Annotated in this window: 13 protein-coding genes and 1 pseudogene; 2 read left to right on the top strand and 12 right to left on the bottom strand. The window is 71.1% G+C overall.

Going from position 1 to position 15,570, the window contains the following annotated elements:
* Positions 1-314: 314 nt before the first annotated feature.
* A complete protein-coding gene (locus ACIPC1_RS06440) occupies positions 315-1,265 on the bottom strand; it encodes a 2-hydroxyacid dehydrogenase (RefSeq protein WP_402513803.1) in 951 nt (316 codons plus the stop codon).
* Positions 1,266-1,341: 76 nt separating this feature from the next.
* Here ACIPC1_RS06440 and ACIPC1_RS06445 point away from each other — a divergent pair, with 76 nt between their 5' ends.
* Positions 1,342-2,349: an aldo/keto reductase gene (locus ACIPC1_RS06445; protein WP_402513805.1), complete on the top strand. Its 1,008-nt coding sequence runs from the start codon at positions 1,342-1,344 to the stop codon at positions 2,347-2,349.
* Positions 2,350-2,502: 153 nt separating this feature from the next.
* Complete coding sequence (locus tag ACIPC1_RS06450; RefSeq protein ID WP_402513807.1) at positions 2,503-3,687, top strand: PQQ-dependent sugar dehydrogenase; 1,185 nt, start codon at positions 2,503-2,505, stop codon at positions 3,685-3,687.
* Positions 3,688-3,859: 172 nt separating this feature from the next.
* Here ACIPC1_RS06450 and ACIPC1_RS06455 read toward each other — a convergent pair whose 3' ends face one another.
* The 11 genes and pseudogenes from ACIPC1_RS06455 to ACIPC1_RS06505 all read right to left on the bottom strand — a co-directional run bounded on the left by ACIPC1_RS06455 (position 3,860) and on the right by ACIPC1_RS06505 (position 15,568).
* Positions 3,860-4,078, bottom strand: a complete 219-nt coding sequence (locus tag ACIPC1_RS06455; protein WP_402514818.1) for a DUF6191 domain-containing protein — start codon at positions 4,076-4,078, stop codon at positions 3,860-3,862.
* A gap of 47 nt (positions 4,079-4,125) precedes the next feature.
* Positions 4,126-7,179 carry an AAA family ATPase gene (locus tag ACIPC1_RS06460; RefSeq protein WP_402513809.1) on the bottom strand — a complete coding sequence of 1,018 codons (3,054 nt, stop codon included), beginning with the start codon at positions 7,177-7,179 and terminating at the stop codon, positions 4,126-4,128.
* 350 nt (positions 7,180-7,529) lie between these two features.
* Positions 7,530-7,724, bottom strand: a complete 195-nt coding sequence (locus ACIPC1_RS06465) for a hypothetical protein (protein WP_402513812.1) — start codon at positions 7,722-7,724, stop codon at positions 7,530-7,532.
* Between the two features lie 190 nt (positions 7,725-7,914).
* Positions 7,915-8,523 (bottom strand): hypothetical protein, encoded by a 609-nt coding sequence (locus ACIPC1_RS06470; protein WP_402513815.1) that lies wholly within the window; start codon positions 8,521-8,523, stop codon positions 7,915-7,917.
* 64 nt (positions 8,524-8,587) lie between these two features.
* Positions 8,588-9,154: a GNAT family N-acetyltransferase gene (locus ACIPC1_RS06475; RefSeq protein ID WP_402513817.1), complete on the bottom strand. Its 567-nt coding sequence runs from the start codon at positions 9,152-9,154 to the stop codon at positions 8,588-8,590.
* Positions 9,132-9,311 (bottom strand): annotated as a pseudogene (locus tag ACIPC1_RS06480) (hypothetical protein); the annotation flags it as partial. The pseudogene ACIPC1_RS06480 and the gene ACIPC1_RS06475, both read right to left, overlap by 23 nt.
* Before the next feature lie 103 nt (positions 9,312-9,414).
* A complete protein-coding gene (gatB, locus tag ACIPC1_RS06485) occupies positions 9,415-10,932 on the bottom strand; it encodes an Asp-tRNA(Asn)/Glu-tRNA(Gln) amidotransferase subunit GatB (RefSeq protein ID WP_384384276.1) in 1,518 nt (505 codons plus the stop codon).
* A gap of 16 nt (positions 10,933-10,948) precedes the next feature.
* Positions 10,949-11,182 (bottom strand): hypothetical protein, encoded by a 234-nt coding sequence (locus tag ACIPC1_RS06490; protein WP_384384477.1) that lies wholly within the window; start codon positions 11,180-11,182, stop codon positions 10,949-10,951.
* 5 nt (positions 11,183-11,187) lie between these two features.
* Positions 11,188-12,693 carry an Asp-tRNA(Asn)/Glu-tRNA(Gln) amidotransferase subunit GatA gene (gene gatA / locus ACIPC1_RS06495; RefSeq protein ID WP_402513818.1) on the bottom strand — a complete coding sequence of 502 codons (1,506 nt, stop codon included), beginning with the start codon at positions 12,691-12,693 and terminating at the stop codon, positions 11,188-11,190.
* 5 nt (positions 12,694-12,698) lie between these two features.
* Positions 12,699-12,995, bottom strand: a complete 297-nt coding sequence (gene gatC, locus ACIPC1_RS06500; RefSeq protein ID WP_037622623.1) for an Asp-tRNA(Asn)/Glu-tRNA(Gln) amidotransferase subunit GatC — start codon at positions 12,993-12,995, stop codon at positions 12,699-12,701.
* A gap of 356 nt (positions 12,996-13,351) precedes the next feature.
* Positions 13,352-15,568 (bottom strand): putative bifunctional diguanylate cyclase/phosphodiesterase, encoded by a 2,217-nt coding sequence (locus tag ACIPC1_RS06505; RefSeq protein WP_402513820.1) that lies wholly within the window; start codon positions 15,566-15,568, stop codon positions 13,352-13,354.
* Between the last annotated feature and the right edge of the window lie 2 nt (positions 15,569-15,570).

Consider the following 15,570-nt stretch of genomic DNA (forward strand, 5'->3'; position numbering starts at 1 on the left):
CCTGGCCGCGCGCCAGAGTCGTCGACAGCGACCCCGCCTCGTCGGATCGTTGGTCCATAGGCCGTGCATCGCCCGTCGCCCCCCTCGCTGTCCGAATGTCCATCCCCGGCGCCGAACGGTGCACGGCGCAGCCCCAGTCGGGACGATACACCAGTCTCGTCACTCAGGGACATAGTTCCTCTACGCTCCGTGACGACCAGGGAGTTTGTCGGCACTGCCCGCATCCGGAGAACTGCGGAGGGTGTCAAAAGCGGACGGGGAGCGGACGGGACATGGCCCGCGCGCCCGTGGTGAGCCGGCCTGTTCGCCCGTCGTCACGTGGCCCGCGCGCCCGTCGTAAGCACCACGTTCCCCAGCGGCTCCCGGTTCACGAAACGGTTCAACTGCGCGATCAGGAGCCGCTTGGCGCGCGGCAGGAACGCGGACGTGGGTCCGCCGACGTGCGGGCTGATGAGGATGCCGGGCGCCTGCCACAACGGGTGCCCCTGGGGCAGCGGTTCGGGGTCGGTGACATCGAGGGCCGCGGTGATACGGCCGCTCTCCAGCTCGGCGAGGAGCGCCTTGGTGTCGACGACGGGGCCGCGGGCGACGTTCACCAGGAGGGCGCCGTCCTTCACGTGGGAGAGGAAGTCCGCGTTCACCAGGCCGCGGGTGGTGTCGTCGAGGGGCGTGGACAGGATGACGATGTCGGCCTCGGGCAGCAGGGCGGGCAGTTCGGCGAGGGCGTGCACCGGACCGCGCTCCGTGGTGCGCGCGGAGCGCGCGACGCGCGCCACCCGCGCGAGCTCGAAGGGAGTGAGCCGGTCCTCGATGGCGGACCCGATCGACCCGTAGCCCACGATGAGGACCGACCTGTCGGCCAGCGCCGGGTGGAACCCCGACTTCCACTCCCCCTTGTCCTGTGCTCGGACGAAATCGGGGATGCCTCTCAGGGAGGCAAGGATCAGCGCGAGGGCCAGCTCGCCGGTGCTCGCCTCGTGCACTCCTCGCGCGTTGCACAACTGCACGCCGGCGGGCAGGACTTCGAGGCTCGGCAGGACATGGTCGACACCGGCGGAGAGCGTCTGCAGGACCCGTACCGAGGTCATCGCGGACATCGGCCGCCGTGAGACGGCGGGCGGCTTCATATAGGGCACGACATAGAACTCGCAATCGGCCGGATCCGCGGGAAACTCCTGGTCACCATTCCAGTAGCGGTAGTTGAGACCCGCTGGAAGCCCGTCGATGTCCTCGGCACGAAAGGGAAGCCATACGTCTGAAGTCATGCTCAAGAGGCTATGTCAAGGGCCGGGACGCACAGAGGTTAGGTTGGGGAGCCGGAAGAGGGAGGGTTACGGCCAGGTGGAGCGCAGGACGGTCGGGGCGGCGGCGCTCGGCGTGGGAGCGGTCGGGCTCGGGTGCATGCCGATGAGCTGGGCGTACACCGGTTCGCGGCAGCGCGGTGAGGAGTCGCTCCGTGCGGTGCACGGAGCGCTCGACCGGGGTTCGACCCTGCTCGACACGGCCGACATGTACGGCCCCTTCACCAACGAGCTCCTGTTGGGGCGGGTCCTGAAGGAGCGGCGCTCCGAGGCCTTCGTGTCGACCAAGGTCGGCCTGCTGGTGGGCGAACAGCACATCGTGGCCAACGGCCGCCCGGGCTATGTGAAGCGGGCGTGCGACGCGTCACTGCGCCGGCTCCAGACGGACGTGATCGATCTCTATCAGTTGCACCGCGCGGACCCCGAGGTTCCCGTCGAGGAGACCTGGGGTGCGATGGCGGAGCTGGTGACGGCCGGAAAGGTGCGCTCGCTGGGGCTGTGCGCGGTGGGTGCCCGCTCCGCCCGCCGCTCGGGGGCGCGGCTGCACGACGGAACGATCAGTCAGCTGGAGCGGGTGCAGCAGGTCTTCCCGGTGAGCGCCGTGGAGGCCGAGCTGTCGGTGTGGTCCACGGAGGCGCTGGACGCGCTGCTGCCGTGGTGCGCGGCCCACGGGGTGGGCTTCCTGGCGGCAATGCCGCTCGGCAACGGCTTCCTGACCGGCACGCTGACGCCCGGCGAGGGCTTCGAGCCCGACGACGTACGTGCCCGGCACCCCCGCTTCACCGCCGAGATGATGGCCGCGAACCAGCCGATCGTGGTAGGCCTGCGACGCGTCGCCCGTCGGCACGGGTCCCACGAGAACGCCGTCACGCCCGCGCAGGTGGCGCTGGCCTGGGTGCTGGCGCAGGGGCCGCAGGTGGTGCCGGTGCCGGGGGCCAAGCGGGAGCGGTGGGTCGCGGAGAACGCGGAGGCGGCCGCGCTGGGACTGACGGCGGAGGATCTGGCGGAGGTGGCGGGGTTGCCGGGGGCGCAGGGATCCTGGGAGTAGGCCGCGCTGCCGGGGTACCGGGCGAACAGCCGGAGTACCTGGCGATCAGTACGTGGCCACGAGACACGTGGCCGGATTTGTTTGTCCGTGATCGGGAACTCATGGGACGCGAGCGGTGTATGAACAGTAGAACCGCCGCGTCGAAGGGACCCCATGATCGTGCAACGACGAGTGGTGACGGCCGTGTTGGCCGCGGCCGCGCTTCTGGTGACGGCCGGCTGTTCCTCCGACGACGGAGGGACGGCGGACGGCGGCGGGAGCACGTCGCCGAGCAGCAGCGACGGCGGCGGTACGGAGCCGGGGGCCTCGTCCTCCGGGCAGGCCGCCGAGGTAACACCGCCCGCCAAGGGCTCGGTGAAGGTCGTGCGCACCGTCACCGAGGACCTCGACTCCCCCTGGGGCCTGGCACCCCTGCCCGAGGGCGACCTGCTGGTGTCCTCGCGTGACGAGGGGACGATCACACGGGTCGACGGGGAGAGCGGCAAGAAGACAGAGCTGGGCGAGGTGCCCGGGGTGGCCCCCGAGGGAGAGGGCGGCCTCCTGGGGATCGCGCTCTCCCCCGACTACGCCTCGGACCATCTGGTCTACGCGTACTTCACCACGGTGTCGGACAACCGCATCGTCCGCATGCTGTACGACGAGAACAAGCCGTCCGGGGAGCAGCTGGGCTCGCCGGACACGATCTTCCGAGGCATTCCCAAGGGGTACATCCACAACGGTGGCCGGATCGCCTTCGGCCCGGACGAGATGCTGTACGCGGGGGCGGGTGAGACGGGTCAGACGGGTCTGGCCCAGGACACCAAGTCGCTGGGCGGCAAGATCCTGCGGATGACTCCGGAGGGCGAGCCGGCGCCGGGCAATCCGTTCGACGACTCGGTCGTCTACTCGTACGGGCATCGCAACGTCCAGGGCCTCGCCTGGGACGACAAACAGCGGCTGTGGGCTGCCGAGTTCGGCCAGGATACCTGGGACGAGCTGAACCAGATCAGGCCGGGCGGGAACTACGGCTGGCCGGTGGTCGAGGGCGAGAGCGACAACTCCAAGTATCTGAACCCGGTCGGCCAGTGGCACACGGACGACGCCTCCCCGAGCGGCATCGCCTATGCGGAGGGCTCCATCTGGATGGCGGGCCTCAAGGGCGAACGCCTGTGGCGCATCCCCCTGAACGGCACCAAGGCCTCCGCGGAACCGCAGGCCTTCCTGGAGGGTGACTACGGCCGTCTGCGGACAGTGGTGTCGGCGGGCGGCGACAAGCTCTGGCTGGTGACGAGCGAGACGGACGGGCGGGGCAGCCCCGGGAAGGGAGACGACAGGATTCTGGAGCTGGAGGTGACGTGATTGGGGCGCCGAGGGCGCCTGCCGAGGTGTACTGCTCGATCCCCGTCGGGCTCTTCGGCCCCGTTCCGGCGCCCGGGTCTCCGTCGGGCTCTTCGGCCCCGTTCGGGCGCCTCGACCTCCGTCGGGCTCTTCACTCCCGTTCGAACGCCTCGACCTCCGTCGGGCTGGCTCTTCAGTCCCCGTCGGGCGTCTCGGTTTCCGTCGCGTCCGCGGTCGGGCTCTGCGGAGTCGCCGGTTCGGACGCCGGTGCTCGGACGATCACCTTGCCCGAGGACAGGTCTATGGGGCCGCGGCCGGGGTCACCGTCGTTCAGGTCCACCCGGCTCAGTTCCAGGCGCTTGCGTTCGTCGTTGGTGTGCTTGCGTCCTGGCGCGAACAGCTCCTCGAACATGTTGAACACGGCGCCTCCCTCGGCCCGGGTCTCCTACAGCGTAAACCTCAGCCCACTGCCTGGGCAGCGGGGGTCTCGGGCGGGAACAACCGCAGGCGGTGGGCCATGGCCGCCGCCTCGCCACGGCCGGAGACACCGAGCTTGGCGAGGATGTTCGACACATGGACGCTGGCCGTCTTGGGGGAGATGAAGAGCTCCTCGGCGATCTGGCGGTTGCTGCGGCCGACGGCGACGAGGCGGAGGACGTCGCGCTCGCGGCTGGTGAGGCCGAGGGCGACCGCGGGGTCGGCGGGGGTCAGGGCGGCCGCTTCGGGGACGCGGCCCAGGGCGAGGCGGGCCCGCTGGGCGAGCAGTGTGACGGTGTCGCCGAGCGGGCGGGCGCCGAGGTGGTCGGCAGCGGCCCGGGCCAGGCGGAGGAGTTCGGTGGCGCGGGCACGGTCGTCGTCGTCCGCGCCCGAGGCCAGCAGGGCGTCGGCGAGGCGGTGGCGGACGCGGGCGAGATCGTAGGGGCGCTCCAGGGGTTCGAAGGCGGTGACCACCTCGCACCAGTCGCTCGGGGTGGTCACGCCCTCGGCGCGACGGAGTTCGGCGCGCACCCACTCCTCATACGCGAGCCAGAGGGGCGCGCCGGTTGCCAGGGACTTGGCGGCGGAGCGGAGGTGTTCCACCGTCTCGGCGCGGCCCGCTTCGGCGACGGGCAGCCCGCGGGCGTCGGCCTCCGCGGTGGCGGCGGCGAGCAGCAGGGGCCAGCCGTAGCGCTGGGTGCCGGGCGGGAAGCCCACGCTCAGGGCCTCCGCCAGCGCGGCGCGGGCGTCGAGGAGGCGACCCTCGGCGGCGGCGATACCGATCGCGTTGCTCAGCAACGGGAGGGCGTGCTGGGGCATGGGATCGTGGGTGCCGAAGTGGGCCCGGGCGGCTGCGAGTTGGCGTCCGGAGTCGGCGAGATCACCGCGGGCCAGCGCGAGTTGGGAAAGACGGATGCCGGCCACACCGGAGGCCTTGCCGTTGAGCCCGATGCGCAGCGCCTTCCCGGCGGCCTCGACGGCCTCGTCCCACTGTCCGAGGGAGTCGAGCGACTCCGAGAAGTTGCCCCAGACATAGGCCTCGGTGTCCAACAGGCCTTTTCTCTTGGCGAGTTCGACGCCCTCCCCCAGGACCGAGACCGCCTCGCGGGAGCGGCCGAGCGACTCCAGATGGGAGGGCAGGTTGATGTGGATCCGGCCCACGACGAGGGAGGCGCCGTGCAGGTTCACCTGGTCCTTGACCTCGTACAGCTCCGCGAGACCCGCCTCGATGTCGCCGGCGTCGACCATGAGGCCGCCGAGGGTGAGCCGGGCGTTCAGCTCGATGTCCCGGGCGCCGACCATGCGTGCGTACTCCACGGCGCGCTCGGCGGCGGAGAAGGCGCCGGGTCCCGGTTCGTGCAGCATGCACCAGGCGGCGACGTTCGACAGGACGTCGGCGTGCACCTCCGACGGGGGCAGGCCGCGGACCAGTTCCTGGGCGGTGTCCAGTTCCTGCCAGCCGTCGCCGCGGGCCTGTGCCTGGACCAGGCGGGAGCGCTGGCACCAGAACCAGGCGGCGCGCAGGGGATCGCCGTCGTCCTCCAGGAGGTGCAGCGCCCGCTTGGTGATCTTCAGGGCGCGCTCCCGCTCCCCGCACAGCCGGCCCGCGACGGCGGCCTCCGCCATCAGGTCGAGATAGCGCAGCGGCGTGGTCGCCGAGTCGCAGCCGCAGGGCGGGTAGACCTCCACGTAGTCGACGGGGCGCAGCTCGGCCCGTACGGCCTCGGAGGCCACGTCCCACAGCTCCATCGCCCGCTCCAGGAGCCGCAGTTGCTCGGAGTGGGCGTGGCGGCAGCGGGCCTCGACGGAGGCGTCGAGGACGGCGGGGAGGGCCTTGGCCGCGTCATGGGCGTGATACCAGTAGCTGGCCAGCCGGGTGAGGCGCTCGTCGGCCGGTACGAGCGTCGGGTCGGCCTCCAGGGCTTCGGCGTAGCGCCGGTTGAAGCGGGAGCGCTCGCCGGGCAGCAGGTCGTCGCTGACGGCCTCGCGGACCAGGGAGTGGCGGAAGCGGTAGCCGTCGCCGCCGGGTGAGGCGAGCAGGATGTTGGCGCCGACGGCGGCCCTCAGCGCCTCGATCAGGTCGTCCTCAGCGAGCCCGGCCACGGCGGCGAGCAGTGGGTACTCGACGGCGGAGCCGCCCTCGGCGGCGATCCGGGCGACTCGCTGGGCGCTCTCGGGCAGGCCTTCGACGCGTACGAGGAGCAGGTCGCGGAGGGTGTCCGTGAGCGCCGTGCGGCAGCCCTGGTCGGAGGCGACGGCGAGCTCCTCCACGAAGAACGCGTTGCCGTCGGAGCGTTCGAAGATCTCGTCGACCTGGGCCGGGTCGGGTTCGTGGGCGAGGATCCCGGCGATCTGGCGGCCGACCTCGGCTCGGCTGAAGCGGCCCAGTTCGATACGGCGGACCGTGCGGAGGCGGTCCAGCTCGGCGAGCAGGGGGCGCAGCGGGTGGCGGCGGTGGATGTCGTCGGCGCGGTAGCTGGCGACGACGACGAGCCGGCCGCTGCGCAGGGTGCGGAAGAGGTAGGCGAGGAGGTGACGGGTGGAGGCGTCGGCCCAGTGCAGGTCTTCGAGGGCGACGACGACCGTGCGGTTCGCGGCGACGCGCTCCAGGAGACGGGCGGTGAGCTCGAAGAGACGGGCCATGCCCTCCTCCTCGTACCGTCGCCCCTGGCCGGCCTCGCCCAGCTCGGGCAGCAGCCGGGCCAGTTCGTCCTCCTGTCCGGCGGCAGCGGCGGAGAGCTCGTCCGGGAGGAGGCGGCGCAGGGCGCGCAGGGCCGTGGAGAAGGGCGCGAAGGGCAGTCCGTCGGCGCCGATCTCGACGCAGCCGCCGCACGCGACAATCGCGCCCTCGCGTCCGGCCGAGGTGGCGAACTCCTCGATCAGGCGGGTCTTTCCGACCCCGGCCTCGCCGCCGAGCAGCAACGCCTGTGGCTCGCCCGCGGCGGCACGGGCGAGCGCTTCGTGCAGCACGCCCAACTCCTCGGCGCGTCCGACGAACACCGGGCTGACGGACCTGGTCTCCATTGGTCCGAGCATCGCACAGGCGTCTGACCGTGCGGCACCGGATATCGGGAGGACCGCGGTTGACCCGATTGCCGGGACGGCCGTCGTCGACCTGGTGGTGACAACGGCGGCCGTCGACCCGGTTGCCGGGACGGCGGCCGTTGACGCGCCTGCCGGGACGGCCGCCGTTGACCCGGTTTTCACCACGGCCGCCATTGACCCAGTTCCCACGACAGCCGCCGTTGACCCGGGTTTCACGACAGCCGCCGTTGACCCGGGTTTCGCCACGGCCGCCGTTGACCCGCTTGCCGGGACGGCGGACCGTGGTCCGGGAGAACGGCCGACCCCCGTGCGGCCGTCCTCCCGTGCCCCGCCGGCGGCATTCACGCGGCGCGGGCGAACCGGTGCCGACGATGGCGGCGGCTTTGCGCCTGCCCCTCCGGGTCGTTCTGTGCCGACTCGCGCGCGGCGCGGCGGGCGGCACGGCGGCCGCGGAGGGCCTCGCGAACCAGGCGGTGGGTCTGGGCCTCGCGGATCAGGTCTGCGGAACGGATCTGCTGGAGCTCGTACTCGAACATGTCGTACCCCTGGTGAAGAGTCGGTTTCGGGCTTCGCTTGTTGCGATGCCTCAACCTTCGTCTCCAAGGTGGGTGCGCCACATCGGGAGAGTTCCGCATCTTGAGCGCACGAAGGGCCTTAGGGCCGCCGTACGTGACGTAGGGCGGGCCTAAGGCCCCTCAGGGAGAGCTCGGACGGCTCGACCAGTGATCAGCTGCTCACGGTCGGCGTGGACAGCAGGAGGTCGGTGTACTTCAGCACGGCGAGCAGCAGGCCGATGAGCGCGAGCGTGACACCCGCCCAGGCGACGGACTTGACCCACGGGGCCTGCACCACCCGGTCGGGGTCCCCGAACGCCGGCCGGACCAGCACGACGACGCCGACGATCAGAGCCACCAGCGCGAAGATGCCCGCGACCAGCGCGCTGGCGTTCCACGAGTTGCCGTAGACCTGCTCGACCTGCGCGTTGACGGTGGCGGTCGACGCGGTCTCCAGCTGTCCCCAGAGCGAGTCGCGCGCCTGGGCGACGGTAGCGACCCAGCCGCCGGTCAGCGAGACGACACCCAGTGCGGCCGAGACCACAGCGGCGGCACCCAGGCCGACCCCTGAGGGGACCTTGTCGGCGACCGCCTCGGCCTGCTCCTCGTCGTCGTACCCGTCCTCGTCCTCGTCCGGGGTGCCGGCCGTGGCCTCCCCCTCGGTGTCCGTGGCCTTGTCGGCCTCGGCGGCGTCGCTCTTGGTGACGTCCACCTTCTCCTCTTCGCTCTTCGCCTCGGCGCCGGTCTCGACCCCGGCCTCGTCAACAGTCTTGGTTCCCATACCTCGCACCGTACGGATGCTGTCTGAGAGGTCTCTTAATGTTCGCGGGAATGGAAGTCGATCGTTATCGACCGTGATGCGCGCGTGCCGCCCGCCACTCGGGAGCGAGCACCGACCAGACCTCCATGTCGCTCCGTACGCCCCGGTAAAGGTAGCTTTCGCGAAGTACGCCCTCCCGCGTCATGCCCAGCCGCCGTGCCACGTTCAGGCTCGGTTCGTTCGCGGGTGAGGCGATCCACTCGACACGGTGCATGCCGCGCTCCTGGATCGCCCAGTCGATGATGATCCGCACTCCGCGGGTGACAAGTCCATGCCCGGCGGCCGCCGGTTCCAGCCAGCACCCGGCCTCGCAGGTCCCCTGCGCGGTGTCGAAGATCCTGAAGAGCAGCCCGCCGACGAGCTTCCCCTCCAGCCAGATCCCGTACAGATGGCCTTCGTCGGCGGCGCGCTTGTCGGCGTACATCTGGAGGAAGGCCCGCGTCGACGGGAGGTCCTTCACCACGTCGGGCAGCGCGATGTGCCGGCCGATGAACTCGCGTCCCCGCTCCATGTGCGCCAGGAGCTCCCCGGCGTGCCAGGGCTCCAGGGGCCGCAGTTCCGCACCGTCGTCACCCAGGGATATCGCGTACATCCTGCCGCCGCTCCTTCTCCAGTACGTCCGCCACCTCTGCGTCCGCCGCGCCGGCCAGCCTCTCATGGGCGGCGCGGCGCTCGGGCGGCTCGATGCCGATGCACGGCAGACGCTCGCCGAGCCGGCGGGGCAGCCACCGGTCGGCGCCGCCGAGCACGAAGGCCATGAGATGTCTTGACCGGGAACAGCCGCTGATGACATGCCTACGGGGGATGCATCGGAATCGATGGATCCCCCGTAGGCGTAGGAAAACGTGGACCTCAGCCCTCGCTGACGCCCAGCCTCTCCAGGATCAGTTCCTTGACGCGGGCCGCGTCGGCCTGGCCACGGGTGGCCTTCATGACCGCGCCGACCAGCGCGCCGACGGCCTGGAGCTTGCCGCCGCGGATCTTGTCGGCGATGCCCGGGTTGCCGGCGATGGCCTCGTCGACGGCGGCGGTCAGCGCGCCCTCGTCGGAGACGACCTTCAGACCGCGCTTGTCGACGACCTCGTCCGGGGTGCCTTCTCCCGCGAGGACGCCTTCGATGACCTGGCGGGCCAGCTTGTCGTTGAGGGAGCCCTCGGCCACCAGGGCGGTGACGCGGGCGACCTGCGCCGGGGTGATGGGCAGGTCCTCAAGGGCCTTGCCCGACTCGTTGGCGCTGCGCGCCAGCTCGCCCATCCACCACTTGCGGGCGGACGCCGAGTCGGCGCCCTCCTCGGTGGTGGCGACGATCAGGTCGATGGCACCGGCGTTGAGGATCGACTGCATGTCGTGGGCGCCGACGCCCCACTCCTCACGCAGCCGGTTGCGGCGGGCCAGCGGCTGCTCGGGCAGACCGGCGCGCAGCTCCTCGACCCACTCACGGGACGGCGCGATGGGGACGAGGTCGGGCTCCGGGAAGTACCGGTAGTCCTCGGCCTCCTCTTTCACGCGGCCCGAGGTGGTGGACCCGGTGTCCTCGTGGAAGTGGCGGGTCTCCTGGATGATCGTGCCGCCGGCGTTGAGGACGGCGGCATGCCGCTGGATCTCGAAGCGGGCCGCACGCTCCACGGAGCGAAGGGAGTTGACGTTCTTGGTCTCACTCCGGGTGCCGAACTTCTCCCGGCCGTACGGGCGCAGCGACAGGTTCACGTCGCAGCGCATCTGGCCCTGCTCCATGCGGGCCTCGGAGACACCGAGCGCCTTGATGAGCTCGCGCAGCTCGGCGACGTACGCCTTGGCGACCTCGGGTGCGCGCTCGCCCGCGCCCTCGATCGGCTTGGTGACGATCTCGATGAGCGGGATGCCGGCGCGGTTGTAGTCGAGCAGCGAGTGCGAGGCGCCGTGGATACGGCCGGTGGCGCCGCCGACGTGCAGCGACTTACCGGTGTCCTCCTCCATGTGGGCGCGCTCGATCTCCACGCGGAAGACCTCGCCGTCCTCCATCTGGACGTCCAGATAGCCGTTGAAGGCGATCGGCTCGTCGTACTGGGAGGTCTGGAAGTTCTTCGGCATGTCCGGATAGAAGTAGTTCTTCCGGGCGAAGCGGCACCACTCGGCGATCTCGCAGTGCAGCGCGAGGCCGATCTTGATGGCGGACTCGATGCCGATCGCGTTGACGACCGGGAGCGCGCCGGGCATGCCGAGGCAGGTCGGGCAGGTCTGCGAGTTGGGCGCGGCGCCCAGCTCGGTGGAACACCCGCAGAACATCTTGGTCTTGGTGCCGAGTTCGACATGGACTTCGAGGCCCATGACGGGGTCGTACGTCGCCAGGGCGTCCTCGTACGACACCAGTTCGTCGGTCGTGGTGGTCACGGTGAAAACTTCCCTCTCAGCCCAGCAGGACGTCGTCGTCGCCCAGGCGCTTGAGCTCCCGGTAGAGGATGGCGAGGCCGGTGACGATGGCGGCGGCGGATACGGCGGCGTCGACGAGCCGCAGGAAGTCGCCGTCCTCGCGGGCGAGCCTGGCCTGCTTGGCGACGCTGAGCGCACCGAAGGCGGTGCTGGCGAGCGACACGTACACGCCCGTCTTGGACTTCTTGAAGTTCTTGGCCTTCTTTGCCATGGCACTCACAGTGACGGAGCCTCCTCGATCAGCGGGTGACCCCACCTTTCCACGAAGGCGGCCTCGACGGCGGCGCCGACCTTGTACAGCCGGTCGTCCTTCATCGCGGGGGCGATGATCTGGAGGCCGACCGGAAGGTTGTCCTCCGGCGCGAGGCCGCAGGGCAGCGACATGGCGGCGTTGCCCGCCATGTTGGTCGGGATGGTGCACAGGTCCGCGAGGTACATCGCCATCGGGTCGTCGGCGCGCTCGCCGATCGGGAAGGCGGTGGTCGGCGTCGTGGGCGACACGATCACGTCGACCTGCTCGAACGCCTTCTCGAAGTCGCGCGTGATGAGCGTACGGACCTTCTGGGCGCTGCCGTAGTACGCGTCGTAATAGCCGCTGGACAGGGCGTACGTGCCGAGCATGATGCGGCGCTTGACCTCGTCGCCGAAGCCCTCCTCACGGGTGAGGGCGGTGACCTGCTCGGCGGAGTGCGTGCCGTCGTCGCCGACGCGCAGGCCGTAGCGCATGGCGTCGAAGCGGGCGAGGTTCGAGGAACACTCGGACGGCGCGATCAGGTAGTACGCGGAGAGCGCCAGGTCGAAGGACGGGCAGTCCAGCTCGACGATCTCGGCGCCCAGCTCCTCGAGGAGGGCGACGGACTCGTTGAAACGCTGGACGACTCCGGCCTGGTAGCCCTCGCCCGCGAACTGCTTGACGACGCCGACGCGCATTCCGGCGACGGAGCCGTTGCGGGCGGCCTCGACGACCGGCGGGACCGGGACGTCGACGGAGGTCGAGTCGAGCGGGTCGTGCCCGGCGATGACCTCGTGGAGGAGTGCCGCGTCCAGGACCGTACGGGCGCAGGGGCCGCCCTGGTCGAGGGAGGACGAGAACGCCACCATGCCGTAGCGGGAGACGCCGCCGTATGTGGGCTTGACGCCGACCGTGCCGGTGACGGCCGCGGGCTGGCGGATCGAGCCGCCGGTGTCGGTGCCGATGGCGAGGGGGGCCTGGAAGGAGGCGAGCGCGGCGCTCGAACCGCCGCCGGAGCCGCCGGGGATCCTGGACAGGTCCCAGGGGTTGCCGGTGGGCCCGTACGCGCTGTTCTCGGTGCTGGACCCCATGGCGAACTCGTCCATGTTGGTCTTGCCGAGGATGACGACGTCGGCGGCCTTCAGCCTCTTGGTGACGGTCGCGTCGTACGGCGGAATCCATCCTTCGAGGATCTTCGACCCGACGGTGGTGGGGATGCCCTTGGTGGTGAAGATGTCCTTGAGCGCGAGCGGTACGCCGGCCAGCGGGCCGAGCTTCTCGCCGCGCTCCCGCTTCCCGTCGACGGCGCGAGCCTGGGCGAGCGCACCCTCCCGGTCGACGTACAGGAAGGCGTGCACCTTCTCGTCGACGGCCTCGATCCGCGCGAGGTGTGCCTCGGTGACCTCGACGGCGGTGAGTTCGCCGGACGCGATCTTGGCAGCGGTCTCCGCTGCCGTCAGCCTGATGATGTTGATGTTGGTGTCCGTCATGGTGATTAGTCCTCCCCCAGGATCTGCGGCACCTTGAAACGCTGCTGCTCCTGGGCCGGGGCGCCGGAGAGCGCCTGCTCGGGGGTGAGCGACGGACGGACCTCGTCCACGCGCATGACATTCGTCAGCGGCAGCGGATGTGAGGTCGGCGGTACGTCTTGGTCGGCGACCTCGCTGACGCGGGCGACCGCGCCGATGATGTCGTCGAGCTGGCCGGCGAAGTGGTCGAGCTCTTCGCCCTTCAGCTCCAGACGCGCCAGCCGTGCGAGGTGGGCGACCTCCTCGCGCGTGATGCCAGGCATGCGGCGTTCCTCTGGGGGTGAGTGTGTGTGGTTTGGCCCAATCCTATGGGTCGGGGGACGGTGCCTGCGCCCGGGTTTCCTCCGGGGGCCTTTGCCCACCCACGCACGCCCGTGACTGGCTCCCGACAAGCGGGCCTCTCCTGTGGGGGTTTGAGCGCCCAGCGGACGGGACGACCGGGGGCGCGGGGAACTGCGCGCCCAGCCACAGACGACCCGCAGCTTCCGAACGATGGCGCGGCCCCCGGACCGACGGCCGCCGACGGTGCTGAACCCGCACAGGAGAGGCCCGCTTGTCAGCGAACCGTCACCAGCGGTGCGCGGGCGGGTGAGAAAACCGCCCCCACCGGCCGGCGGGACTACTCCGCCGCGGGCAACGCGGCCCGCGGTCGCTGCCACCCACGCGATCCCCGCGCCAGCAACCACGCCGTGGTGTCCTCCGGCGGCATCGCGGCGGCGACCAGCCACCCCTGCACCGCGTCACACCCGAGATCGCGCAACCGCTCCCACGTCTCGTCGTCCTCCACACCCTCGGCGACGACGAGCAGTCCGAGCGAGTGCGCGAGATCGATGGTGCAGCGCACGATCTCCGCGTCCTCGTTGTCCACGGCGAGCCGCGCGACGAAGGACCGGTCGATCTTCAGCTCGCTGACCGGCAGTCGGCGCAGATGAACGAGCGAGGAGTACCCGGTACCGAAGTCGTCCAGCGACATCTTCACCCCGTGCGCGGTCAGCGCAGCCAGGGTGTCCGCGGCCCGCTGCGGATCCTCAAGGAGCACATGCTCGGTAATCTCCAGCTGGAGCGACCCCGCGGGAACCCCGTGCCGGGCGAGCCGCGCCGCCACCGAGCCCGCGAACCCGGGGGTGTGGACGTCGCGCGGTGAGACGTTCACCGCGACCGGCACGTACAGCCCCTGCGCCCGCCAGCGTGCGACCTGCGCGAGCGCCGTCTCCAGGACGTACTCGGTGAGGTGCGGCATCAGCCCGGACGACTCGGCGATGGCGATGAACTCGTCCGGCGCCACCCTTCCCCGCTCGGGGTGCACCCACCGCACGAGTGCCTCAAGTCCGGCGACCTGACCGTCGAACCGGACCTTCGGCTGGTAGTGCAGCTCGACGTCCCCGGCATCCAGGGCCCGGCGCAGATCCCCCAGCAGCCCCAGCCGGTCCGGTGTGTTCGAGTCCCGCTTGGACTCGTACACCTCCACCCCCGTCCGGTCGCGCTTCGCCTGGTACATGGCGACGTCCGCCCGCCGGAGCAAACCCTCGGCGTCGAGCGCGTGGTCGGGGAAGACGGCGAGCCCGGCGCTGGCCTCCAGGACGAGCGAGAGCCCGTCCAGGTCGAGGGACGAACCGAGCGCGGCGACGAGATTGCGGGCGACCCGCGTGGCCGAGGTCGTGGAGTCGGCAATGGGCAGCAGCACGGCGAACTCGTCGCCGCCCAGCCGCGCGGCCTCCGCCCCGCGCGGCAGGTTGAGCCGCAGCCGATCGGCAATCTGAAGGAGCAGCCGGTCTCCGGCGAGATGCCCGAGTGTGTCATTCACCGACCGGAAACGGTCGAGGTCGATCAGCATCAGGGCAGAACGCGCACCGATGCGTTCGGCTTCGTCCAGTGCCGTCCACGTACGTTCAAGTAGCCACTGCCGGTTGGGCAACCCGGTCAGCGGGTCGCGCAACTGCTCCTCCGCCCGCGCACGGGCGATCCACAGCGTGGAGTCGAGAGCGATCAGCGGGATCGAGAACAGCGGCAGCAGCATCGGCTGCGCGATCGCGACCACGCAGATCAGCGGCGTGATGCCGAGCAGCGCGACCGCGACGAGCCCCTGTCTGACCAGGGCCGTACGCGCGACGGTCGGCAGGCCGCCGGTACCTGGCGCGTGGACGTACCAGAGCAGGGTCCGGGTGGCCACGAGGTACGCGGCGGCGACCAGGACCACTTCGGGTACGGCGGAGACGGTCCAGCTCTCCGGGCTCCAGGGCGTCTCGACGGACGGGAACCGCCCCCAGGCGGCCAGGACCAGCGCCCCGGCGCCGATGCCGAGGATGTCGACCGCGCCGTGCAGGATGCCCTGGCGCCACCGGTTGCGGCGCGCGATGCCGACCAGGACGACGACGGTCAGGCTGACCATTCCGGCGGGCACCCAGCCGTACAGCAGCAGGACCGCGAGGGTGAGGGCGGCGCCGGAGCCCGTGCCGCCCCACCAGCGGGAGCGGCCGAGGGCGACGAGGTGGCCGACGATGATGCCGGTCAGCAGGGCGAGCGACCAGCCGACGGCACCGGAGGGGAAGAGCGCGTGGTCGTCGCTGAACGCCCGGAAGAAACCGGCACCCAGGACGAACGCGGACGCCGCGATGGCCACCGCGGGCAGCGCGGGCCAGGTTATGGGCCGTTCGGGTTCGTGCCCGGCCATGCCGGGGCCTGGAGCGAGACCGCCGACCCCCGCGCCGCCGCCGGCCGTGCGGGGCGGGACGCCGGGGCGCTCCGAGGTCGGCGCTGCCCCGCGGCCGCCCCCGAGCCAGGTGCCGGCCATCCGGCGCAGCCGTGAGTCAGGGGCGGCGCTCTCGGTCGGTTCCATTC

The organism is Streptomyces sp. NPDC087263 (assembly GCF_044744645.1).
GTDB lineage: Bacteria > Actinomycetota > Actinomycetes > Streptomycetales > Streptomycetaceae > Streptomyces.

Excerpts from the sequence above, each read along its gene's own strand:
- ACIPC1_RS06490 (WP_384384477.1), bottom strand. The coding sequence starts at position 11,182 with ATGGCAAAGAAGGCCAAGAACTTCAAGAAGTCCAAGACGGGCGTGTAC.
- ACIPC1_RS06440 (WP_402513803.1), bottom strand. The coding sequence starts at position 1,265 with ATGACTTCAGACGTATGGCTTCCCTTTCGTGCCGAGGACATCGACGGG.
- gatC (WP_037622623.1), bottom strand. The coding sequence starts at position 12,995 with ATGCCTGGCATCACGCGCGAGGAGGTCGCCCACCTCGCACGGCTGGCG.
- ACIPC1_RS06460 (WP_402513809.1), bottom strand. The coding sequence starts at position 7,179 with ATGCTCGGACCAATGGAGACCAGGTCCGTCAGCCCGGTGTTCGTCGGA.
- ACIPC1_RS06470 (WP_402513815.1), bottom strand. The coding sequence starts at position 8,523 with ATGGGAACCAAGACTGTTGACGAGGCCGGGGTCGAGACCGGCGCCGAG.
- ACIPC1_RS06450 (WP_402513807.1), top strand. The coding sequence starts at position 2,503 with ATGATCGTGCAACGACGAGTGGTGACGGCCGTGTTGGCCGCGGCCGCG.
- ACIPC1_RS06465 (WP_402513812.1), bottom strand. The coding sequence starts at position 7,724 with ATGTTCGAGTACGAGCTCCAGCAGATCCGTTCCGCAGACCTGATCCGC.
- ACIPC1_RS06475 (WP_402513817.1), bottom strand. The coding sequence starts at position 9,154 with ATGTACGCGATATCCCTGGGTGACGACGGTGCGGAACTGCGGCCCCTG.
- ACIPC1_RS06455 (WP_402514818.1), bottom strand. The coding sequence starts at position 4,078 with ATGTTCGAGGAGCTGTTCGCGCCAGGACGCAAGCACACCAACGACGAA.
- ACIPC1_RS06505 (WP_402513820.1), bottom strand. The coding sequence starts at position 15,568 with ATGGAACCGACCGAGAGCGCCGCCCCTGACTCACGGCTGCGCCGGATG.
- gatA (WP_402513818.1), bottom strand. The coding sequence starts at position 12,693 with ATGACGGACACCAACATCAACATCATCAGGCTGACGGCAGCGGAGACC.